Here is a 24,191-nt window from a genome sequence, read left to right as displayed (position 1 = left end):
CGAGTAATCTATTAAAAAGACAATCAAAATTTTCCCTTTTTAAATCTAGCTATTTAAATTGACTTAAAAAATAGTATTTCAATATAGTAAATAGCTCAATTTTTCTTGTTTAAATCTACTTTAGTATCATTACATGTAGGAAAACACAGAGCTGAACTATTTATAAGATGAACTATTATTCTACCACCGTCAAGCTAATAATAAGAGATATCTTCAAATAGTTTTAGATCATAATTAATTATTTTATTTTATTTTATTGGCTGGGGTACCAGGATTCGAACCTGGGCATGGCGGGATCAAAACCCGCTGCCTTACCGCTTGGCTATACCCCACTATAGAAAGTGAAAATCACTTTTGATACGAGCTGTGAGATTTGAACTCGCACATGTTTCCTAGCTAGACCTTGAATCTAGCGCGTATACCAATTCCATTATGCTCACATGAAAATAGTGAATAATTAACATACCAAACATTGATATAAATCAAGAATGAAATACCAAAATTATGCATATTGGAATGGCTGGGGTACCAGGATTCGAACCTGGGCGTGGCGGGATCAAAACCCGCTGCCTTACCGCTTGGCTATACCCCAATAATGGATAGATATTAAGATTAAATGGTGCGGGTGGAGAGACTTGAACTCACACGCCTTGCGGCGCCAGAACCTAAATCTGGTGCGTCTACCAATTTCGCCACACCCGCACTAAACACTTTCGGTAAAAGTACTACCTAATCCTAATGGTGGCTACGACGGGATTCGAACCTGTGACCCCATCATTATGAGTGATGTGCTCTAACCAGCTGAGCTACGTAGCCATTCATTCGCAACGTCGTAACCAACACTGCGAGGCGCATTATGCTAGGGTTACGCCAAATCGTCAACTATTTTTTTAAGATATTTTGAAAAAAAGTGACGATTGATTAAGATGCAATCAAATCCAGTTTAATAACGCTTCGATTCGCCTTTTTTGTAACTCAAAATGAATTTGTTTTCCTGTATAACCATCAGAAATAATTTGCTGCACATTGACGCCATTGGCGATTTTATAAGCTTCTTTTATATAATTTGCTTGTGCAAACGATGTTGTTTTAGTAAAAGCTTGGCTTGCAATAATTAATTGTTCAAGGTGCGAAGGGTTGCGCCATACATCAATGCTATTTAGCAAAGAAATAATTTGTTCAGCTGTCAGGGTTTGCACTTGTTCAAGGTTATTTCGATTCTGCTGAACCATGACGGCAACTTTAGTATAGTTGTTAGGTACTTTAATTTTTGCACATAATGCTTCGACCGCTAATTTATTAGATAACTGTGCACACAGTACAGCAAAACGGATTGTTAAATCATTAGTTAATATAGCAGATTTTTTTAGTGCATCACTAATAGTGTCTGTTAAGTCTAATGATGAAAATAATAATGGAAGCGCTCCACATTGTTCTAGTACTTGAAAATAGATCTGTGGATTTGATGTCAACAATGCTTTTTCAGTTTCTTTCCACACACGTTCTGGTGTTAAGTAACTAACCTCACCGGCTAATACCATTTGTTTCATTAGATCTAGAGTTTGAGGAGCTACAGTAAAACCGAATTGATGAAAACGAGCTGCAAAACGAGCTACGCGCAAAATACGTAGAGGATCTTCTCGGAAGGCTGGCGATACATGGCGTAAGATTTTATGTTTGATGTCATCAACGCCATGATATGGATCAATTATATTGCCATCTTCGTCCATTGCAATGGCGTTAATGGTTAAATCACGGCGAATCAGATCTTGTTCTAATGTAATCTCTTTACCAAAATCACAGATAAATCCAGTATAACCTCTACCGGATTTACGCTCAGTGCGAGCCAACGCATATTCTTCTTTCGTATGAGGGTGTAAAAAAACTGGAAAGTCTTTACCGACTTGTTGATAACCTAATGCTAAAAGCTCGTCTGGCGTAGCGCCAACAACAACCCAGTCATGATCAGCAACAGGTTGGTGCAACAATTTATCGCGCACACTCCCTCCTACAAGATAGATTTTACTCATCTATCTCATCCAACGATCTTTTTTGCGTCGGCTTGGTATAATTCTTGGTAATATAAGCCCTAAAATAAGACCGCCTCCAGCAACAAGACCACCATAGGTAAACCAAGTTACAATAAGGTCACGGCGTTTATCATCAACTTGATTTAGCATTGATTCAATTCGTGAATTTTGCTCCTTAACTTGTTGTTCTAGTGCTTCATTTTTATTTTGAAGTGTTTCTATAGATTTTTCAGCCGTCTGCAACTTTTGGATATAGTCACTTAACAATTTTTGTTGATTTGCCTCAGCATTATCAACTTTATCTTGATATTCTGCTAGTTTTGCTTCTAGCACTGGAAAGCGTTCTTTATAACTAGGTTGTTCATTTAGTTTGCTTGTTTCAATCCAAGCGGTGCTACCATTATTAAGTTGAATGTGAGTAAATTTGCCATCTGCACTTTTTTCAAGCTCAACAACTTTTTCTCCAGCTTTAACTGCATTAGAATACGCATATTGCGAACCAGGACCTCTACGCAAATAAATATCGACATTATCAGTCACATATTTGTCTATAGCGTAACCATTAAAAGAAATCGCAAAAAACGAAAGTAGTGCAATAATATTCTGTTTTTTCATATATTTCCAATAAGCATCTATAAATAGTTTCATGATAACATAAAATAATAGCAAGTCGCATATTCATTTTATAATAAATAGTTTTAAAAACTAAAATAAATATAACCTTCAATAATGAAATCGTTTACATTTTTATGAGATCTTAATCACAAAATATGAAATTAAAAATATTATTTTATATAAATAGCTATTATTTTATATAAGTGACATATTACAAACTTGGAGCCATTATGAATTATCGTCTTAGCAATAATAATATAGATATCCTTTTTCGCACTGAACCGTATGCCGAATTGTGTTATTTTGGTAAACGATTACAAAACTTTCAACCTGAAATGATTGACATGCTTTACCCTGCTGTACCTAATTCTCGTATAGATGTCAACGTTCCATTTACTCTATGCCCAGAAGAAGGTTTAGGTAATTTTAGCACACCTGGACTTGAAGGACACCGAAATAGTAAAGATTGGACTCCCGTTTTTACAACTAAAGAAGTTAATAAAACTGACAATAGCATTACCATTATTAGTGAAGATAACATTGCTAAACTTCGTTTAACCAGTTTTTTTATTTTAGATAAAAGTGGTGTATTGCAGTGTCAAAATACTTTAACCAATTTAGGTGATGAACCATATCAAGTTAATCGTTTTTCTATTACGTTACCGATTCCTGAACGGGCACAAGAATTAATGGCTTTTAGTGGTCGTTGGATTAAAGAATTTTTCCCTCATCGAACTAAAATATCACATTGTGGTTATTTACAAGAAAATCGACGAGGACGAACATCACACGAATATTTCCCTGGGATGATGGTTGGTACCGAAGGTTTTAAAGAACAAACTGGCGAAATTTGGGGGATCCACTTGGGATGGAGTGGTAATCATCGCATTCAAGTTGCAGTTAAAAGTAACGGTAAACGTTTTATTCAAGCTGAAGCTCTGTATTATGCAGGAGAAATATCACTAGCTAAAGGTGAATCTTTAAGTACGCCTTGGTTATATGCTACCTATAGCGATGAAGGCTTAAATAAAATGAGTCAACATTTCCACCAGTTTCTACGCAGTAATATTATTAAATTCGCCAAAAATAAAGCTCGTCCTGTTCATCTTAATACGTGGGAAGGTATCTTTTTTGACCATAATCCTGATTACATTATGAAAATGGCGACTAAGGCGGCTCAAATTGGTGTTGAACGCTTTATCATTGATGACGGTTGGTTTGGTAAACGTGATGATGATTACCAAGGATTAGGTGATTGGTATTTAGATGAGCGAAAATATCCCAATGGTTTAGAACCGGTTATTAAACATGTTAAAGATCTTGGTATGGAGTTTGGTATTTGGGTTGAGCCAGAAATGATTAATAAAAACTCAGATCTTTATCGTGCCCATCCAGATTGGTTACTTGAACTACCAGGTTATCAACAACCAGAAGGTCGCCATCAGTATTTACTTGATTTACAAAATCCAGCTGTTTTTGAATATCTACTTGAAAGACTAACTTGGTTACTCAGTAGTTATGACGTTGATTATATTAAATGGGATATGAATCGTGAAATTGTTCAGCCTGGTCATGAAGGTAATCCTGCTATTGTTGGTCAAACTAAAGCGCTTTACCGATTGCTTGATATTTTGCAAGAAAAATTCCCTACCGTTGAAATAGAATCTTGTTCATCAGGTGGAGGTCGAATTGATTATGAGATTTTAAAACGTACACAACGTTTTTGGACTTCAGATTCTAACGATGCATTAGATAGACAAATAATTCAACGCGGAATGAGTTATTTCTTCCCTCCTGAAGTGATGGGTGCTCATATTGGCGGAGCATTATGTCATACTACATTCCGTGAGCTACATATGAATTTACGCGGTCTAACTGCTTTATTTGGTCATATGGGAGTTGAACTTGATCCAGTAAAAGTATCTGAGCAAGAACAAAAAGGTTTTGCTTATTACATTAATTTACATAAACAGCTGCGTCCTATGTTACATAGCGGTAATTCTGTAAGATTGGATGTTGATGATAACCCTGCTATGCAAAGTTATGGTGTTGTTAGCCAAGACCAAAAAGAAGCTGTGTTTATTATTGCTCAACTAACATTACCAACCTACGCATTAAGCGGTAATTTACGATTGACAGGTTTGTTGGCCGATAAACAATACCAAATTGAAGTGCTAGATATGCCTGATAATATCGATCCTAAAATAAACGGTCATGTTATGAAAGAATTACCTCAATGGATGAAGGACAAAACAACGTTATCTGGTGATTGGTTAATGAATGTCGGTTTACCTTTACCTGTACTTGATCCAGCAACGGCTATATTAATAAAAGTAACTGCTAAATAATGTTATTAATACTTTTAAATTAATTACTTAGCGACTATCAGGGGATTTGCTAATCGCTGTCCCCTTAATATTCAATTTTTAATGAAACAATTCTAGTTTTCAATTCACCAATGATATTATTGGCAAAATTTTTATTTTACCTTATTATGATCAATTAGTTCAGTCATATATCAATAGTATTGCAAGTGAATTAACTTCAAGACAGTAAAAAAGATAACCCTTTCACTTTCAGTGCTTTTTGTCTTATATTATTGTTAATCTACAGAACTCTATATTGATAAGTATTAAATATTATCGATATTTTATGGATAGTAATTAATTAAAAGGTTTTTTATGGCGACAATAAAAGATGTTGCTCGTTTAGCTAAAGTTTCAGTTGCAACCGTATCTCGCGTAATTAATAACGCAAATAACGTTCGAGATAATACTAGAGATACCGTGAAAGAAGCTATGGAAAAATTAAACTACTATCCAGATGCTAATGCACGCGCTTTATCACAACAAAATTCGAATACTATTGGTATTGTTGTAGCTGATGTATCGGATCCATTTTTTGGTGCCATGGTTAGTACCGTTGAAAAAGTTGCCTCACGAACAGGTCATTTTTTGTTGATCGGTAATGGCTATCATAATGAGCAACAAGAATATAATGCTATTACTCAATTAATTGAGCATCGCTGTTCGTCGTTAGTTGTACATGCCAAAATGCTCTCTGATAGCGATCTAGAAAAATTGATGCAACAAGTACCCGGTATGGTTTTAATTAATCGTATTGTAAAAGGATTTGAAAAACGCTGTATTGCTCTTGATGATCGTTACGGATCTTATCTTGCAGTCAAACATTTAATTCAACATGGGCATACTAGAATTGGTTATTTATGTTCAAATCATAATATTTCTGACTCATCTGATCGTTTACAAGGATATAAAGACGCATTGTTAGAACATGGTATTAATGTTAATGAGAATCTGATTGCGATTGGTTTACCAAATGAAATAGGTGGCGAACAAGCAATGATGTCATTACTTGAGCGTAACTGCCATATCACCGCAATTGCTTGTTATAACGATTCAATGGCCGCCGGTGCAATGTCTGTGCTTTATGATAATGATATTAAAATTCCAAACGATATTTCGATCATTGGTTTTGATGATCTTGTTTTATCACGTTATTTACATCCTAAATTAACTACCATTCGTTATCCTTTACAGACAATGGCTGAACAAGCTGCTGAATTAGCACTAAAGCTTGCAAAAGGAGAAAGTATTCCAACAAATTTGATTAACGTCTATATACCAACCTTAACTAAGCGTTATTCAGTCACTTTTTTTAATTAATATGTAGGAATTACTGTTTACAGTCATTTAAGAAACTACTGTAATAAATATACATAATTTGCCTTATCATAGACAAAAAATATAGAGATATTATAAAAAAATTATCCGTCACTTATTTGTCTAAACAGTTTATAGCCAATCGCGAAACTATTTATTATGCTTTATCTTCTGATGCGAAATAATAATCTTTAAAGCAAGTATATCTACCAAGATAGTCATTATTCTACTCACTTAAAATTTCCATATTACTGGTATATTTTTAAACGTTTTTTGCTGATTATTTCTAACAAATTTTTATCAATTAAAACCGATAAAACTAGATTTAATATTTTATGTATACGATTACATAAATGTTAACAAGATCACCGTATTTAATTACAGACTCCCTATAATAATTAGTAAATAAATCGGTGATAGTAACAATAATCAGAGTAAAATGGAGAACATATGAATCCTTCTTTCAATGAAATTATAAGCCGGCACGATTGGAATAATTTATCTGTTTTAAGTATTAATAAACTCGATACCCATCCAAAATTTCATAGTTGGCGAAATAAACAACAAGCTAAAAATAATAGTGATTCAGATTCTATAATATCGTTAAATGGTAATTGGTTTTTTAGTTATTTTACAAGTCCCAAGCAAGTTCCAGAGTCATGGTTACAAAAGGAACTTGATGCAACTACAATTGAGGTACCATCTAACTGGCAGTTAAAGAGATATGATGCGCCAGTTTATACCAATATACGTTATCCTTTTCCATATAACCCACCTTATGTACCAGATGAAAATCCAACAGGATGTTATTCACGATATATTTCTGTGACTAAAGAGTGGCTGACTAAAGGCGATACACGGATTATATTTGATGGGGTTAGCTCTGCATTTCATCTTTGGTGTAATGGACGATGGGTTGGTTATTCGCAAGATAGTAGAATTCCAGCAGAATTTGATCTAACGCCTTTTTTGAAAGTCGGTAAAAACCGCATAGCAGTATTAGTCTTAAAATGGTGTGATGGCAGTTATCTTGAAGATCAAGATATGTGGCGATTGAGTGGTATTTTCCGAAATGTTTCCCTACTGAATAAACCTAAATCCCACTTAAGTGATATTCATATTGATACTTTACTTGACGATTGTTATCAAAATGCAACTTTATCTCTGCAGGCCGATATTCAGCATGATGGAAACATAGATTTATTGGATGTAGGTATTGAACTATGGCAACAAAATAAGTTAGTTGTCGAGCATATGCAATCAATCGGCTTACCTTTTGTTGACGAAAAAGGAGGATACACTGACCGTTTACGTTTTCAAATACCAGTTACTAAACCACAGTTATGGAGTGCTGAAACCCCAAACCTTTATCGAATTGTTGTTAGTTTATATCACAAAAAAACAGGATTAATTGAATCAGAAGCTTATAACGTTGGATTTAGGACTATTGAAATTAAACATGGACAACTATGCTTAAATGGTAAACCACTATTAATTAAAGGCACAAATCGCCATGAGTTCTATCCTGATTTGGGATATGCATTGACGGAAGAAGCAATGTTGCATGATATCAAATTGATTAAACAACATAATTTTAATGCTGTGAGATGTAGTCATTATCCTAATGATCCTCGTTGGTATGATCTTTGTGATCTATATGGACTATATTTAGTTGATGAAGCCAATATCGAATCACATGGTATGTTTCCTATGTCTCGTTTGTCGGCCGATCCTAGATGGCTTGCTGCTTATAGTGAACGTGTAACGCGAATGGTTCAGCGCGATCGTAATCACCCTTCTATTATTATTTGGTCGTTAGGAAATGAATCGGGACATGGGGCAAACCATGATGCACTTTATGCTTGGATTAAAAGTAACGATCCAACTCGTCCTGTGCAATATGAAGGCGGTGGCGCAAACACTACTGCCACTGACATTATTTGTCCTATGTATGCCCGCGTTGAGCAAGATCAACCACATCCTAATGTTGCCAAATGGGCAATAAAAAAATGGATTTCATTACCAAATGAAAATCGCCCACTTATTTTGTGTGAATATGCCCATGCAATGGGTAATAGCCTAGGTGCATTTTATAAATACTGGCAAGCGTTCAGACAATATCCTAGGCTACAAGGTGGGTTTATTTGGGAATGGGCTGATCATGGGATACGCTGTTCTACACCTTCTGGCGATAATTATTGGGCTTATGGCGGTGATTTTGGTGAGGCTTATCATGATAGGCAATTTTGCTTGGATGGATTAGTCTTTCCTGATAGAACTTCTCACCCAAGTTTGATTGAAGCCAAAAAGGTACAACAACCATTCCAATTTAAGCTAATTAGTCAAAAACCGTTGGTTATTGATATTACAAGCGAATATCTATTTCACCATGCAAATAATGAAACTTTATATTGGGAATTATTATTTAATGGAAAAAAATATCAAAAAGGAAAAATTAAGCTTAATATTAAACCCAATAGTTCATTACAAATAACTTTACTTGACGATATAGCAAATGATTTAAATTGTGAAGACTTACATTTATCAGTTCGTGTTATTCAAAACAAGGCTACACCATGGTCACAAGCTGGTTATATTGTTGCATGGGAACAATGGAAATTAGCTAATTCTTATATTCCTTCATTAGCTTTTTGCCAAGCAAAAAATAAACTAAAATGGACCGAAACTAAAGATGATTACATTATTAATTACAAAAACCAAAGTTGGCTATTTAATAAAAAAACAGGGCTGCTTTACCAATGGACAAAAGGTAATAAACCATTATTAGCTTCACCTTTTGCTGATCAGTTTGTTCGTGCACCTATTGATAATGATATTGGTATTAGTGGCGATTTTGATAGTAATAATAATCCATTCGCTTGGGTTGAGCAGTGGAAAGCCTCTGGTTATTACGATCTAACCCACTAATGTTTAGGTATGCATCTTACACAATCAACAGATAAGATTGTGATCGAAGCACTGCATGGATATTTGTTCAAAAACAAAAAAGTAATTCAAACTAAATAGCAATACGAGTTCGATCAAGAAGGCAAATTCACTTTATCTGTGCAAGTTGATATTGCTAACGATATGCCCGCACCCGCGAGAGTCGGTTTATGTTATCATAATGAAACAGATTCCTAAAAAAGTAAAATGGCTTGGCTTAGGACCTCATGAAAATTATCCTGATCGAAAAACATCAGCTATTTTTGGTGATTGGTCGTTACCTTTTGCAGAACTTTATACACCTTATATTTATCCATGTGAAAATGGATTGCGTTGCGAGGTTAAAAGATTGCAACTTAATGAGATGATCATAACTGGACATCAGTTTAAATTTAACGTTAATCAATATGGGACAGAGCAATTAATAGAAAAAACTCATCGTCATTTATTAGAACCTAGGTCATGCGCTTATATAAGTATTGATGCTTATCATATGGGAATTGGTGGAGATGATTATTGGACACCAAATGTACATCATGAATTCTTACTGACAGATAAACACTATAGCTATCAGCTTATGTTTAAATGTTAAATAAGCCATCTAAAAATATGGCACCGTTTTGGGTGCCTTATTTTTATTCAATTGTATTTTTCGATATGGTTATTTCTTAATAATTGTTATATTCCATTTAACATTTCACCATCAAACAGCTTATCAAGTTCTTCGATAAATTCTTGCAGAGGTAGGTGATAAAAAATGCCTTGCTCGGGCATTCCTCGTAAAAAGAGATAGTATACCCCTCCAAAATGCGTTTGGTATTGGTAATTAGACAAACGTCCTTTTAAAAAACGATGCAATGCTAAACAGTAAAGTTGATATTGTAGGTCATAGCGATGATCGCACATCACTTTTTCAAGCGCTTCTTGGCTATAAGCATCAACACATTCACCTAACCAATTAGATTTATAATCAACCACATAATATTTCCCTTCAAATTTGAAGACTAAATCGATAAAGCCTCTTAGCATACCTTGTACCGACTCAAAATCTAATTCGGGACATAATCTTGATAAATGATCATATTGTTTACACAAACTATCTAATTGCTGACTAGTGACTGTTTTGCGTATAGGGAGATAGAATTGCAATTCGTTAATATGTTGCCCCATTAACACTTGCGATAATATTAAATTTGGATCATGCAGTTTTGTAGTCAATATCTGTTGCATCCAATTTGTTACTACGCTATTCCACTCTGTTTCTAAATTGAGCTTTTTTACCATCTGATTACATAATTCAACAAGATTATCTGATGTGATATCTTCCATAATGCTGTGCATTAATGTACCGACATATGCTCCTTTAGGAAAATGGTGGATATCATATTGTGTGTCGTTTGATTGTACTTTATCGGATTCGTATGGGGATTCGTCCCAGTCATTAATAAGATCAGGCTTATAAGCCAATACATTATGATTATGCTTTTGTAATTCAGTATAACTTGTGACCCGCCAACTGTCTGAGATATTACGCGAAAATACGTTAGCCGATAATGATTGATTTGGCAAAATTGGCGGAATATACTGTTCGCTCTCTATTGGTAATTGGATATCAATTAAATTAGCTATATTGGCAATTGATCTTAATTCACTTTTTAATAAATGATTAATAGCCGATTGGCTTTTTTTCAATGAAGCAAGTCCAATACTACAATGATAAACCGAGCGAGTCATTGCAACATATAATAGCCGCAAATCTTCAGCAAGTCGCTCTTTTTCTATCTGCTCTTTAATCTCATCAGACTGTAACCATGCATAAGTTGGCTGATAGTCATTATTTTTATCATGATAAAATTGGCTATCGGATGCACGATATATTGAAATAAATGGTAACCAAACAATCGGAAATTCTAATCCCTTTGATTTATGAATAGTAATAATCTTGACAAGGTTTTCATCACTTTCAAGGCGTTGCTGATGATTTTCTAAATTTGGATCTGGGTTAACAATTTGTTTTGTCAACCACCGAATTAAGGCGTGTGGACCATCTAACTCATTTGATGTTTCTTGAAGTAATTCACCTAAATGCATTAAGTTAGTTAATGTTCGTTCACCATCTTGGCGAACTAAGATGTTTTCAGCTAGATGCCGTTTTTTCATCATTCGGCGTAACATAACCAATACACCATAATATTGCCAAATTGCTTGATATTGTTTGAATTCTTCGATCAAACTTTCCCATTTATCTTGATCGTCAGTGATTTGTTCAAGGTCTTTCATGGTTTGACCTAATAGCGATGTCATTAATGCTAGCTTGAGCATTGTTTCGTTTTCTGGCATTAAAACAGCTTGCAATAGGCTCAATACATCTTTTGCTTCATTTGAAGAAAACACACTACTATTGTTTGACAAGTAGACACTTTTAACACCGCAATGAGTCAATTTTTGTTGGATAACTTCGGCTTCACACCCATTACGCACTAAGATTGCAATGTCAGCTGTAGTCACTGGACGTTGTTCGTTTTCGCTATCAATTAACATTGACGAATTAGACAGTAAAGTCACTATTTGGGTAGCACAACAACTAGCCATGTGTTCTTGATAATCAGAATTGGTTGCAATATCATCAGGCAGTAAGTAAGCAGCTAATGCCGATACTTTTTGGTTGTTAACTTGCAAAGACTTTTGCTGATTCCGTTTTGCCGCTTCCATGGGTAAAAAAGGAATATCATTAAATATAAATGGATTATCGCAATTAGAAAATAATTGGTTAACAGCTTTGACCATCGAAGCAGATGAACGATGGTTTACATCCATGGTAAAAGAATTTTCCCCTGTCGATTGTTTAGCTTTTAAGTAAGTGAATATATCTGCACCTCGAAAGCTGTAAATTGCTTGTTTTGGATCACCAATAAATAATAGACCTCGATCTAACTTTTTCCTGTCATAAATACGATCAAAAATTTGATACTGAGCAGGATCGGTATCCTGGAATTCATCAATTAAAGCAACACAATATTTTGAGGCTATACTTTGCGCCAATCGATCTCCTGCTTTTGCTTTTAGTGCACGATTTAGTTGCCAAATAAGATCGTCAAAGCTCATCTCGCCATTTTTGATTTTTTCGTTATAGAGCCATTTTTGAATTACACTGACGATATCCATTAAGATTTGGCTTCGTAGATCAAAAGGTTGTTTATATAGATCGTCAATTTGTTCAAAAAACGAATGATATGGAACACTTTTTCCTTCTTTCGTCTTTTCGATTAAAACTGATTGCTTAAATTTTTCAAGTTCGTTAGGTAATTCAAACGTTCGAGTTTCGCTGTTAGCCCATGCCGATACTTTAATTACCCAATTGGGTAGATTTCGACTACTATATGATTGTTTTCTGACACCTGATTGTATAATGATTTCAACTAATTTTTCAGACAAAGTTAACCAAGATTTTTTAATATTTTCAATTTTTTCATAACTTTGTTGGTAAAAAAACTTTATTGTTTTACTTATATCTAGGTTTACCTTGCCAGCATTGTTGAAATCTAACCCTAAATAAGGGGTGATGTCTTTTAGCAATGCCGTTGGATCTTGCCATGTAGCAAGCACTAAATAAGCAAGTGGTTTATCAAGTGGTGTAAAATAGTGACGCCAAAAATCTTGGGTTACTCTTAATTTTAATTCATATTCATCAGAAATTAGCTTTTGCTCAAATAAAACACCCGATTCAAATGCATGGCTAGTTAGTATTCGTTGGCAAAAACTATGTATAGTATAAATAGCCGCATCATCCATTGACTGTTGAGCAATAGTAAGTTGCTGTACTGCAAATTTTCTATCATCAATTAATTCAATGAGTTGTTGATAAATAGGATCTTTATGATGTCCTTGTAATAGGCCTATTCGCAGTTCTTGAATATTTTGCCTTATCCTCGATCGAAGTTCTTGAGTTGCCGCTTTGGTAAAAGTCACAACCAGAATTTCGTTAACATTTAAAGGCCTTGGGTAACTATTTTGACCAATGCCCAATAATAATCTTAAGTAAATAAAGGCAAGAGAATAAGTTTTACCAGTTCCAGCCGATGCTTCAATTAAAGTTCGACCAGTTAGAGGTAAATCAAAAAGATTAAGTTTTTTTACTCCGCTTGATGATACCATTCAACATTTCCTGCAGAGTTTGGTAATAAACTAATACAAGCTATTGCGGCAGTAGAAAACATAGGAGGAGCAACTTGCGGACATAGTTCATTAACTAAATATCCCACCAATGGCAAATGAGATACAATAATCACATTTTCAACCCCATCATTTAACAATATTGCTAATACGTCAGCAATATGAGATGGGTTACCACCAGGCACTAAAAATTGATTAATTTCAACTTTTGCAACACTAACGTGTGATGATAATTCTGTTAATGTTTGTTGAGCTCGCAAATAAGGGCTAACCAAACCAATTTCAAATTGAAAATTTTGCTGTTTAAGCCATTTGCCAGCTTGATTTGACTGATTAATGCCATAATTTGTTAATGTTCTACTGGAATCCGATGAAGCAGAAAACCCTGCTTCACCATGTCTCATAATACAAACTTTCATCAATATTCAATTAACGTAATTTTAATTGGAAAATCATGCATTCTGCACCACAACAAAAGGTAAATTTTGCTGATAATTTAAAGCCATCGCTTATTTTATCAATATTGCTATTAATTTCACACGGCTCTGTTGCGACATCATTTGCAGCTTGAGTTAAAGATGCTAACTTAGCTTGAGCTTCTGATTCTGTCGCAAAGATGTGTTCATATTCAGCGCTACAGTCTTCATTATCAATTATTGTACCAACATCCACACAACAACATGCTGGAGTTTCGTTTGCTTTGCATTTGTTTAAAGAATCTGCCATGCTTACCTCTAATTAACTGTTAATATTTGTAATAGTATACTCTTAATCATAACTTAGGGCAAAGCGCTAACTCTATTTTGTTATCTAGCTGAATATGATGCTGTATGTGGCTACTAAACTATGTTGTTAGTTGAGATAAAAAGAATTAAAGATACCTCTGCCAAATGGCAGAGGTCAATACATTAGAATTTAGGTGCTGTTGGGCGACCACGCTTTTTTGCAAACGGTTTATCGGATGTATCTGATTTACTGTTTTTACGAGCTCGTTTAGTATCAGACGCTGCTCCACTGATTAAGCTCATTTTCATTGGTTGATTAAGTACTCTTACTTTTTCAAAATGTTTTAGTATGTCTTTTGGCATACCTTTTGGTAATTCAACTGTCGAATAAGTATCATAAAGCTTGATATTACCAATGTAACGACTGCTAATATCAGCTTCATTAGCAATTGCCCCCACAATATGACGAACTTCAATACCGTTCTCTTTACCAACTTCAATACGATACATATCCATATCACCAACATCCCGTCGTTCTCGACGTTTTGGGGATTCACGATTATCACCTCGTAAACGGCGTTCACCGCCACGATTATCCCGATCTCGCATTTCACGCGATGGTTTAAACACTGGATCTGGTGGCAAAATTAAAGGGCGTTCCCCTTGTGCTAATTTTAATAAAGCGGTTGCAATTGTTTCAAGATCGGCTCCACTATCAGCTTGTATTTGTGCTAATAACTTTTGGTACTCATCTAAATCACTACTCTCAAGCTGTTTCTGGACTTGCTCAGTAAATTTAGCTAAACGACGCTGTTCAAGTAGCTCTTTTGATGGCAACCCAACTTCTGGAATTGTTTTTTTGATAGTTTGCTCTATATTCTTAAGTAAACGACGTTCGCGGCTATCAACAAATAAAATAGCACGACCAGCACGACCAGCGCGACCCGTTCGTCCAATACGATGAACATAAGATTCAGAATCTAACGTGATATCATAATTGATAACTAAGCTAATACGCTCAACATCCAAACCACGAGCAGCAACATCGGTTGCGATTAATATATCTAAACGACCATTACGTAAACGATCTAATGTTTGTTCACGCAATTGTTGTGTCATATCACCATTTAATGCAGCACAACTATAACCGTGCTTTTCAAGCACTTCCGCCACATCTAAAGTAGCTGATTTTGTTCGAACAAAAATAATAGCCGCATCAAAATCTTCTGCTTCTAGAAAGCGAACGATAGCTTCGTTTTTACGCATACCTCTAACAAGCCAATAACTTTGGTCAATATCAGGGGCAGTTTGATTGGTACCTTTGATCTGAACTTCTTTAGGATTTTGCATAAATCGTTTAGTAATACGACGAATTGGTGCTGGCATTGTTGCCGAAAATAAAGCTGTTTGATGATCATCTGGAATCGTTGTCATAATGCTTTCAACATCATCAATAAAGCCCATTCTTAACATTTCATCTGCTTCATCAAGTACTAATCCCTTAAGATTAGAGAGATCTAAGGTTTTACGATTTAAGTGATCAAGCAAACGTCCTGGTGTACCAACTACAATTTGAGGACCTTGTTTTAAAGCACGTAATTGAACGTCATAGCGTTGTCCACCATATAAAGCGAGTACTTTAACCCCTTTCATATATTTTGAATATTCAGAGCAAGCATCAGCAACTTGTATAGCCAATTCACGTGTAGGAGCTAATACTAAAAGTTGTGGTGCTTTTAAGTTTGCGTCAATATTCATTAAGAAAGGGATTGAAAACGCAGCAGTTTTGCCACTACCTGTCTGTGCCATACCCAATACATCATTCCCCTCTAATAATAGAGGAATACATTCAGATTGGATTGGTGATGGTTTGCTAAAACCAAGATCATTTAATGCGTTAAGAATATCCTCGGATAAACCAAGATCAATAAAAGAAACTTCTTTTGTCATGTAAACTCGCTTATAAATTTTGAATATATAAACTCACTTATTTAGTAAAAATCCTGATAATTATTAACTAATATCATATAAGTTTTATCTTATTTTTTTAAACCAAATAAAGAAAGCAGATATAAATTTTGCCAGCTCACTAAATTGAAAATTTACAACTCACCCCAATAACTAACTGCCTATGTTAACTCAACAAATCGAATCTAAAAAATACACTAAGATTAATTAATATATCTAAGATAAAGCTAACCACATTATCTAATGTTGAGAACATATTATTTGACAAATCAGAACTACGCTATAACAATATTTTCACTTTTAAAACTGGCATGACCCTTGTTACTCTTCTTTTTCTTCAAGTAACTTCATTTCATAAAGTGCCTGTTGATGTTCAACATAGTTATAAATATTATTGGCTAAAGCATATTTAAATAACATTTTGGCACGTTCGTTGTCACCTTTACTTTGATAATATTTACCTAAGTAAAAGTAGGCTTCACAAAGGCGTTCGGCTAATTGTCGATTATTCTCTACACCTTGTTGAAGGTTCTGCATTAATTTAGATTCGTTAATTTTACCTAAATAAAATGCAATAATATTGCCACTATAACTCGTTTTATCATTAATCAGATCATAACGTTTTTGTAGCTCAATTTTGGCGGCTTTATTATCATTTTCTTTTTCAATCAAATAAAGCCATAGAATTCTAATAGGTTCATTCACATCATACTGATAAAATCGTAATGCATCACGCTCTGCGGCTTGATAATGGCCTGTACGATACAACGTAATAGCACGATTCAAATACGCATAAGTATAAGCGGGATCAAGCTCTAATGTAGTATTAAATGACATCAAAGCTGTATCAAAATCACCATCTCTTAATGCATAAGTTCCTAGAAAGTTGTAAATGTCAGGAACTTCAGGATTTAAGCTCAACAAATAGGAAAAATCGCTTTGAGCAAAGGCTTTAAAACCCAATGAATCATAGGCAATACCTCGCTCAAATATGAGTTGCATTCGCGTTCCAGTATCAAGGCCTTTTTGTGATAGCTGTTGGCTGAGCTGAGCAATTTTTAACTCATCATCATATGAAACTTGCTCAGGAACAGCTAACAAAGGTTGAGAATTAGAACAACCTGACAAAAGAATAACAGCTAGCAAAATGCAGCATACAGTTCTCAGGTTGAATAATCCCATTTTTATCCCCTAATGAATAATAATTTTATTCTGCTGTTGAAGTAACGTCTGCTGTAGGTTCGACAGCATCTTTCATACTCAAACGGATTCTACCTTGGCGATCAATTTCTAGTACTTTAACATTTACTTCTTGACCTACTTTTAGATAATCAGCCACTTTTTCTACTCGATGATCGGCAATTTGAGATACATGAACAAGTCCTTCTTTACCACCAATAACCGATACGAAAGCACCAAAATCAACGATTCTTGTCACTTTACCTGTATAAATTTTACCAATTTCGACATCAGCAACTAAGTTAGTAATACGTGCCATGGCATCTTTGGCTTTATTACCATCTGAAGCTGCAATCTTAACGGTACCATCATCAGTAATTTCAATAGTTGTTCCTGTTTCTTCAGTTAAAGCCCGAATTGTTGCGCCACCTTTACCGATAATATCGCGAATTTTGTCAGGATTTACATTCATTGTATAAATACGTGGTGCAAATTCTGAAATTTCTTGGCGAGGCTTATTAATTGCTTGTTCCATTACACTTAAAATATGTAAACGAGCACCTTTAGCTTGATTAAGTGCTACTTGCATAATTTCTTTGGTTATACCTTCAATTTTGATATCCATTTGCAATGCACTTACACCTTCGCGTGTACCTGCTACTTTAAAGTCCATATCACCAAGGTGGTCTTCGTCACCAAGAATATCTGACAATACGACAAACTGATCACCTTCTTTTACTAATCCCATTGCAATACCTGCAACAGATGATTTGATTGGTACTCCTGCATCCATAAGAGCAAGTGAAGCACCACAAACAGAAGCCATTGAAGATGAACCATTTGACTCAGTAATTTCAGACACTACTCGGACAGTATAGGGAAATTCTTCACGACTTGGCATTACCGCCGCAACACCTCGTTTAGCTAGGCGACCATGACCAATTTCTCGGCGTTTTGGTGAGCCAACCATGCCTGTTTCACCAACAGAGTATGGAGGAAAATTGTAATGAAGTAAGAACCGTTCAGTATATTCACCAGTTAACTCATCAATGATTTGTGCGTCACGCTCTGTACCTAATGTTGCAGTAACTAGTGCCTGAGTTTCGCCGCGTGTAAACAATGCACTACCATGAGTTCTTGGTAAGACATTAGTACGGATATCAAGTGCACGAATCATATCTTTTTCACGACCATCAATACGCGGTTCACCAGCAATAACACGCTTACGAACAATTTGACTTTCCAACTCAACAATAATATTAATCACTTCGTTTTCATCGAGTTCGTCATTTTGCTCTTTTAGTACAGCTAAAACTTCTTCTTTAATTAAATCAATTTGAGCATAACGTGCTTGTTTTTCAGTAATACGATAAGCTTCGCCCAAACGATCTTTAGCTAGTTCAACAATGGCGTTATATAGCACTTCATTTTTAGCCGGTGCTACCCAATCCCATTTTTCACAATTGGCTTTTTCTACAAATTCGTTAATATTATCAATAACAACTTGTTGTTGTTCATGGCCAAATACCACCGCTGCTAACATTTGATCTTCAGTGAGTAAATCAGCTTCAGATTCAACCATTAATACTGCACTTTTTGTGCCCGCAACAACTAAGTCTAGACGACTGGCTGTAAGCTCTTTTACTGATGGATTTAATACAAATTCATTATTAATAAAGCCAACACGTGCAGCACCAATAGGGCCGTGGAATGGAACACCTGATAAGCAAAGTGCAGCAGAAGCACCAATCATTGCAACTAGGTCAGGACTCACTTCGGGGTTAACTGAAACAACGGTTGCAATAATTTGGATTTCATTAACAAATCCTTCAGGAAATAATGGACGAAGCGGGCGGTCGATTAAACGTGCAATTAGAGTTTCACCTTCACTTGGACGACCTTCACGTTTAAAGAATCCACCAGGAATACGCCCTGCAGCATAAGTACGTTCTTGGTAATTAACTGTTAATGGGAAGAAGTCTTGACCTTCTTTTACTTTTTTATTTGCAACAACCGTGACAAATACAGCGGTATCATCCATATTAACCATAACAGCTGCGGTTGCTTGACGAGCCATAATACCAGTTTCTAAAGTCACAGTATGACGACCATATTGAAATTTTTGACATGTCGGATTAAACAAAATAATGTCCTCTTGTTATCTGTTATGTTGAAGTTTGATATTTCGACAGGACGCAGCATTACGCTACGCTTATTGATACTCTCTTCAACAATGTGGGGATATATACAACAAAAAGATTATTTCACTGTCACGACTAATGACAAATCTATAAATTATAGAGCTCTCATTAGTCGCGCGAAACATGAGATATAATCTTTACTTTGTTGGCTTACTTAAAATAATAACTTTTAATGCTCAATATTATATCAGAGCATCGATTTTTCACAACGAAAAAGAGGCCTAAGCCTCTTTTCAAGTAGATTGTCAATTAGCGACGTAAACCTAGTTTTTTAATCAATTGGTTATAACGTTCAATATCTTTACGACGTAAATAATCTAATAATTTACGACGGCTAGACACCATACGTAATAGACCGCGACGGCTATGGTGATCTTTTTTATGCTCAGAAAAATGACCTTGTAAATCATTAATACGTGCAGTTAAAAGAGCAACTTGAACCTCTGTTGAACCAGTGTCGTTAGTGCCACGACCATATTCGGCAACGATTTTCGCTTTAGCTTCTACAGTTAGAGACATAATAAACCTCTTAAAATAAATATAAAAAATGGAATGACCGATCTCTAATTCAGACATTCCTCGGTATCCATATAGTGAATATATGAGTTATGTAATTATACTTAAATTTATAAAAATAGCAATTTGATTTATTTAGTTAACAGCAGTATTTACTTAAGCTCAAAACCATACTCTTCTTGAATTAGTTTTTTTAGCGCCTCAATATAATTTTGAGCTGATAAGCTTAGTTGAGCCTTTTGTGATGTAATCCAACCTATTAGAATTTTTTCTTCTACATCTAACGGTATTGATAAAATATCAGATCCGTTTAAGTCTGCACTTAAAACCCCTGTGCTAATGGTATAACCATTAAGTCCATGCAATAAGTTAAATAAGGTTGCTCTATCACTGACGTGTATACTCTTTTTATGATAAACCGTACTTAAAATTTCTTCGGAAAAATAAAATGAGTTATATTCTCCCTGCTCAAAAGAGAGATAAGGGTAATCCTCTAAATCATCTAAAGTTAATAACTTCATGGATGATAATGGATGATGAGTACTAATAAATACATGAGGATTAGCTTCAAAAAGTGGATTAAAGGTTAATCTATGTTCTTTCAGTAACCGTAAAATCACTTTTTGATTAAAATCATTCAAATACAAAATACCAACTTCACTACGTAAATTAGCTACATCGGTGATAATATCATATGTTTTTGTTTCCCTAAGCGTAAACTCATACTCATCTGTTTGATTATTTTTAATTAAATTAACAAAAGCATTAACCGCAAAAGCGTAATGCTGAGTAGATATACTACATAACTGCTTAGAGGGTTCTTTTTTTGAGTAGTGCTGTTCTAATAGCTCAGCTTGATCTAGAACTTGTTTGGCATAACCTAAAAACTCAACGCCATCAGGTGAAAGTGAAACTCCTTTAGAACTGCGCACAAAAATCTCAATACCAAATTCAGCTTCTAGATCTTTCACCGCTGTTGATAAGCTTGGCTGAGTAATATATAAATTCTTAGCGGCTTCATTTATTGAGCCAGAACGTGCAATTTCTAAAATATAACGTAATTGTTGAAGTTTCATAATATTGGGACGTGTTAACACAAACTATCTTATATAACACAAATATATACTAAATAATATTTAAGTGAAGTAAATACTTATTGCTATTTTATACTCAAACATATAGTTACCTGAAAGTTTTTGACAAAAAATTTAATATAAATGAATTATGAAAAGTACAAATGAGAAGCAGTAGGATTGATAATAAAATTACTTTAGATATTTTAGGTAAAAAAATGTGAATTATCTGGCTTATAAGTATCTAAAAAAAGTTTTCGTAAATTAATTTTATACTCATAAGGGTCGAAACAGTAATTAACATTGGTCGAATTAATTTACGACCTTTGGCGATGACCATTTTAGCTCCAAGCCTTGCTCCTATAAATTGACCAACTAGCATAACCAATCCAATTGACCATATTACTTCTCCCCCTATAATAAAAAACAGCAAGCCGGCCAAATTTGAGGTAAAGTTTAGTACTTTGGTATGTGCAGTCGCTTTAGTTAAATTAAAACCTGCTAACGTGATATAAGCTAACGCATAAAATGAACCAGCACCAGGACCAAAAAAACCATCATAAAAACCTATACCAAAGGCAGGAATTAATGCGAATTGAATAAGTGAAAGGCGACTGTTACGGTCGTTTTCTCCAATAGTTGGAGAAAGTAAAAAATAAAAACCAACACTAATAGTTAAAATAGGTAATAATAATTTTAAAAAATCAGCTTGGATACGCATCACCGATAATGTACCAATTGCTGAACCAACAAAAGCAAAAACGATTGCCCATTTTTGTTGTTTCAAATCCACCATATGCTGCCGAATAAAATATAGGCTAGCAGAAAACGAACCACCGCAACTTTGCAATTTATTGGTTGCCAATGCACTAGCTGGTGGTAGTCCAACAGCAAGCAATGCAGGGACAGTTAATAAACCACCTCCGCCAGCAATGGAGTCAATAAAACCGGCCAAAGCAGCAATCAGAAAAAGTAAAATAAGCAGATCATAACTCATAATTTATTGACATCACCACATTGAGCCCGATAACGAAGGTAGTGATCCATCAGCACAATAGCAACCATTGCTTCAGCAATTGGTACAGCTCGAATGCCAACACATGGATCATGTCGACCATGTGTAGATACTTCAACGCTTTCACCCAAAATATTAACTGATTGACCAGGAATTTCTATACTAGGTGTGGGTTTAAGTGCTATGCTGGCTGATATGGTTTGTCCTGAACTAATACCACCTAAAATCCCACCAGCATGATTGGATAAAAAGCCCTTAGGTGTTATTTCATCACGATTTTCGCTACCACGTTTATTAACAACAGCAAAACCATCACCAATTTCTACACCTTTCACAGCATTAATACTCATTAGTGCATGCGCAAGATCAGCATCTAGTTTATCAAATACAGGTTCGCCAAGTCCTACTGGAATATTCTCAGCAACAATGCAAACTTTCGCACCTATTGAGTCACCCTCTTTTTTTAGTAACCGAAGCAACTGTTCAAGCGCATCTAATTTACTTTCATCTGCACAAAAAAATGGATTGTGTTCAACTTGTTGCCAGTCTTTCAATTCACATTTTACATCACCCATCTGAGCCAAATAACCACGAATAGTAATGCCAAGCTTTTCTTGTAGATATTTTTTTGCAATAGCGCCGGCAGCAACTCTCATAGCCGTTTCACGAGCAGAGGAGCGACCGCCACCACGATAATCTCGTATGCCATATTTATTTTGATAAGTGTAATCTGCATGGCTTGGTCTGAAGATATCTTTAATTTTACTATAATCTTGAGAACGTTGATCGGTATTTTCAATAAGTAAACCAATACTCGTCCCTGTTGTAACTCCTTCAAATACGCCTGACAAAATTTTAACTTGATCAGCTTCTCGGCGTTGAGTTGTATAACGAGATGAGCCAGGTCTACGACGATCAAGATCAATTTGCATGTCTGATTCTGTTAACGCAAGTCCAGGAGGAACACCATCGACAACACACCCTAATGCTACACCGTGTGATTCACCAAATGTGGTTACTTTGAATAATTTTCCGATTGAGTTTCCAGCCATAATAAATTTATTCCAATGATTAAAAACAGCTTATTTAAAACAATAATGATATTGGATCAGTTCTTCACGTGTGATAGAAAACACACCCAACCCACCACGTTCAAATTCTATCCAATTAAAAGGGACATCGAGATATTGTTGTTGTAAGCTAACCCAACTATTACCAACTTCACAAACTAATACTCCTTCTGGTGTTAAATAATTTATCGCATCTCGTAAAATTTTTTTTACCAGATCTAAACCATCAAAGCCTGCTTCTAATGCTAATTTAGGTTCATATAAAAACTCATCTGGCAAATCACTCATATCTTCACTATCAACATAAGGCGGATTAGTGACAATCAGATCGTATTGTTTTTCTGGCACATCATCAAATAGATCTGACAAAATAGGAGTAACTTGAAAATCCATTTCGTGCATTTCAATATTTGTTTTGGCGATATCTAATGCTTCTAAGGAAATATCAGTTATATCAACTTGAGCATCAGCAAACTCATAAGCACAAGCAATCCCTATACAGCCACTACCAGTACATAGATCTAAAATATTTTTAGGTTCAGTTAATATTATTTGCTCAAAATGGTTATCAATTAGTTCACCAATAGGAGAACGAGGAATTAATACACGTTCATCAACATAAAAAGCATGTCCACAAAACCAAGCTTGGTTAGTTAAATAAGGGGTTGGTACACGATCTTTTATTCGCTTTTGAATAATATCAATAATTTGATTTTTTTCATCATTAGTTAGATTTGCGGAATAAAATTCTTCAGGAATAAACAACGATAATCCTAACGTTTCTAAAACTAATTGTTTAGACTCATCAATAGGATTATCTGTACCATGACCTAAAAAGACATCTGATAGACTAAGTTGTGATGCTGTCCAGCGTATAAAGTCTTGAACTGTGCGTAAGTTTTCCATAATAACTCCAAATGATTTAGGAGAGGAAGGTATTGTTTGTCATTTTAAATAACAACTATAAATTACGAACTATTAAAATAATCTAGATAGC

15 protein-coding genes, 4 tRNA genes and 1 pseudogene are annotated in these 24,191 nt (G+C 35.0%); 3 read left to right on the top strand and 17 right to left on the bottom strand.

From position 1 onward, the window contains the following. Window positions 1–257: 257 nt before the first annotated feature. From A9G38_RS05050 to A9G38_RS05025, 6 genes are all read right to left on the bottom strand, one after another. Window positions 258–332 (bottom strand) — tRNA-Gln (locus A9G38_RS05050). Between the two features lie 185 nt (window positions 333–517). After that, a tRNA-Gln gene (locus tag A9G38_RS05045) sits at window positions 518–592 on the bottom strand. 25 nt (window positions 593–617) lie between these two features. After that, window positions 618–702: transfer RNA gene (locus A9G38_RS05040), tRNA-Leu, on the bottom strand. A gap of 37 nt (window positions 703–739) precedes the next feature. After that, window positions 740–816, bottom strand: a tRNA-Met gene (locus A9G38_RS05035). A 116-nt stretch (window positions 817–932) separates the two neighbouring features. Beyond that, on the bottom strand, window positions 933–2,030 hold the full coding sequence (locus A9G38_RS05030) for a multifunctional CCA addition/repair protein (protein WP_034909661.1): 1,098 nt from the start codon (window positions 2,028–2,030) through the stop codon (window positions 933–935). Beyond that, window positions 2,031–2,645 (bottom strand): TIGR04211 family SH3 domain-containing protein, encoded by a 615-nt coding sequence (locus A9G38_RS05025; protein WP_034909663.1) that lies wholly within the window; start codon window positions 2,643–2,645, stop codon window positions 2,031–2,033. It abuts the gene before it with no gap. A 230-nt stretch (window positions 2,646–2,875) separates the two neighbouring features. Here A9G38_RS05025 and A9G38_RS05020 point away from each other — a divergent pair, with 230 nt between their 5' ends. The 3 genes and pseudogenes from A9G38_RS05020 to A9G38_RS05010 all read left to right on the top strand — a co-directional run bounded on the left by A9G38_RS05020 (window position 2,876) and on the right by A9G38_RS05010 (window position 9,866). Further along, complete coding sequence (locus tag A9G38_RS05020) at window positions 2,876–4,993, top strand: alpha-galactosidase (protein ID WP_034909665.1); 2,118 nt, start codon at window positions 2,876–2,878, stop codon at window positions 4,991–4,993. Window positions 4,994–5,326: 333 nt separating this feature from the next. Continuing rightward, complete coding sequence (locus A9G38_RS05015; RefSeq protein ID WP_034909666.1) at window positions 5,327–6,331, top strand: substrate-binding domain-containing protein; 1,005 nt, start codon at window positions 5,327–5,329, stop codon at window positions 6,329–6,331. A gap of 447 nt (window positions 6,332–6,778) precedes the next feature. Beyond that, window positions 6,779–9,866, top strand: a pseudogene (locus tag A9G38_RS05010) (beta-galactosidase). Between the two features lie 86 nt (window positions 9,867–9,952). On the opposite strand, the gene recB reads toward A9G38_RS05010, so the two are convergent. From recB to prmB, 11 genes are all read right to left on the bottom strand, one after another. After that, window positions 9,953–13,429: an exodeoxyribonuclease V subunit beta gene (recB, locus tag A9G38_RS05005; protein ID WP_034909668.1), complete on the bottom strand. Its 3,477-nt coding sequence runs from the start codon at window positions 13,427–13,429 to the stop codon at window positions 9,953–9,955. Then, the gene (sixA, locus tag A9G38_RS05000; protein WP_034909670.1) at window positions 13,408–13,866 is read right to left on the bottom strand and encodes a phosphohistidine phosphatase SixA; all 459 of its coding nucleotides are present in this window, start codon (window positions 13,864–13,866) and stop codon (window positions 13,408–13,410) included. The genes recB and sixA overlap by 22 nt, the downstream gene beginning before the upstream one ends. Window positions 13,867–13,876: 10 nt before the next feature. Further along, window positions 13,877–14,173 (bottom strand): YfcZ/YiiS family protein, encoded by a 297-nt coding sequence (locus A9G38_RS04995; RefSeq protein WP_034909671.1) that lies wholly within the window; start codon window positions 14,171–14,173, stop codon window positions 13,877–13,879. Between the two features lie 182 nt (window positions 14,174–14,355). Then, window positions 14,356–16,122 carry a DEAD/DEAH family ATP-dependent RNA helicase gene (locus A9G38_RS04990; protein WP_081297949.1) on the bottom strand — a complete coding sequence of 589 codons (1,767 nt, stop codon included), beginning with the start codon at window positions 16,120–16,122 and terminating at the stop codon, window positions 14,356–14,358. 339 nt (window positions 16,123–16,461) lie between these two features. Then, a complete protein-coding gene (gene nlpI / locus A9G38_RS04985) occupies window positions 16,462–17,322 on the bottom strand; it encodes a lipoprotein NlpI (RefSeq protein WP_034909673.1) in 861 nt (286 codons plus the stop codon). Between the two features lie 25 nt (window positions 17,323–17,347). Beyond that, on the bottom strand, window positions 17,348–19,462 hold the full coding sequence (gene pnp / locus A9G38_RS04980; protein ID WP_034909675.1) for a polyribonucleotide nucleotidyltransferase: 2,115 nt from the start codon (window positions 19,460–19,462) through the stop codon (window positions 17,348–17,350). Window positions 19,463–19,769: 307 nt separating this feature from the next. Beyond that, the gene (gene rpsO, locus A9G38_RS04975; protein WP_034909676.1) at window positions 19,770–20,039 is read right to left on the bottom strand and encodes a 30S ribosomal protein S15; all 270 of its coding nucleotides are present in this window, start codon (window positions 20,037–20,039) and stop codon (window positions 19,770–19,772) included. 149 nt (window positions 20,040–20,188) lie between these two features. Further along, on the bottom strand, window positions 20,189–21,112 hold the full coding sequence (locus A9G38_RS04970) for a LysR family transcriptional regulator (RefSeq protein ID WP_034909782.1): 924 nt from the start codon (window positions 21,110–21,112) through the stop codon (window positions 20,189–20,191). A gap of 241 nt (window positions 21,113–21,353) precedes the next feature. After that, the gene (locus A9G38_RS04965; RefSeq protein ID WP_034909678.1) at window positions 21,354–22,106 is read right to left on the bottom strand and encodes a TSUP family transporter; all 753 of its coding nucleotides are present in this window, start codon (window positions 22,104–22,106) and stop codon (window positions 21,354–21,356) included. After that, the gene (gene aroC, locus A9G38_RS04960) at window positions 22,103–23,176 is read right to left on the bottom strand and encodes a chorismate synthase (RefSeq protein WP_034909680.1); all 1,074 of its coding nucleotides are present in this window, start codon (window positions 23,174–23,176) and stop codon (window positions 22,103–22,105) included. Before aroC ends, A9G38_RS04965 begins: the two co-directional genes overlap by 4 nt. 30 nt (window positions 23,177–23,206) lie before the next feature. Further along, window positions 23,207–24,100, bottom strand: a complete 894-nt coding sequence (gene prmB, locus A9G38_RS04955) for a 50S ribosomal protein L3 N(5)-glutamine methyltransferase (RefSeq protein ID WP_034909682.1) — start codon at window positions 24,098–24,100, stop codon at window positions 23,207–23,209. Window positions 24,101–24,191: the final 91 nt, after the last annotated feature.

This window comes from Gilliamella sp. Imp1-1 (assembly GCF_001690415.1).
In the GTDB taxonomy this organism is placed as follows: domain Bacteria; phylum Pseudomonadota; class Gammaproteobacteria; order Enterobacterales; family Orbaceae; genus Gilliamella; species Gilliamella bombi.
This window is presented reverse-complemented; position numbering and strand designations above follow the sequence as displayed.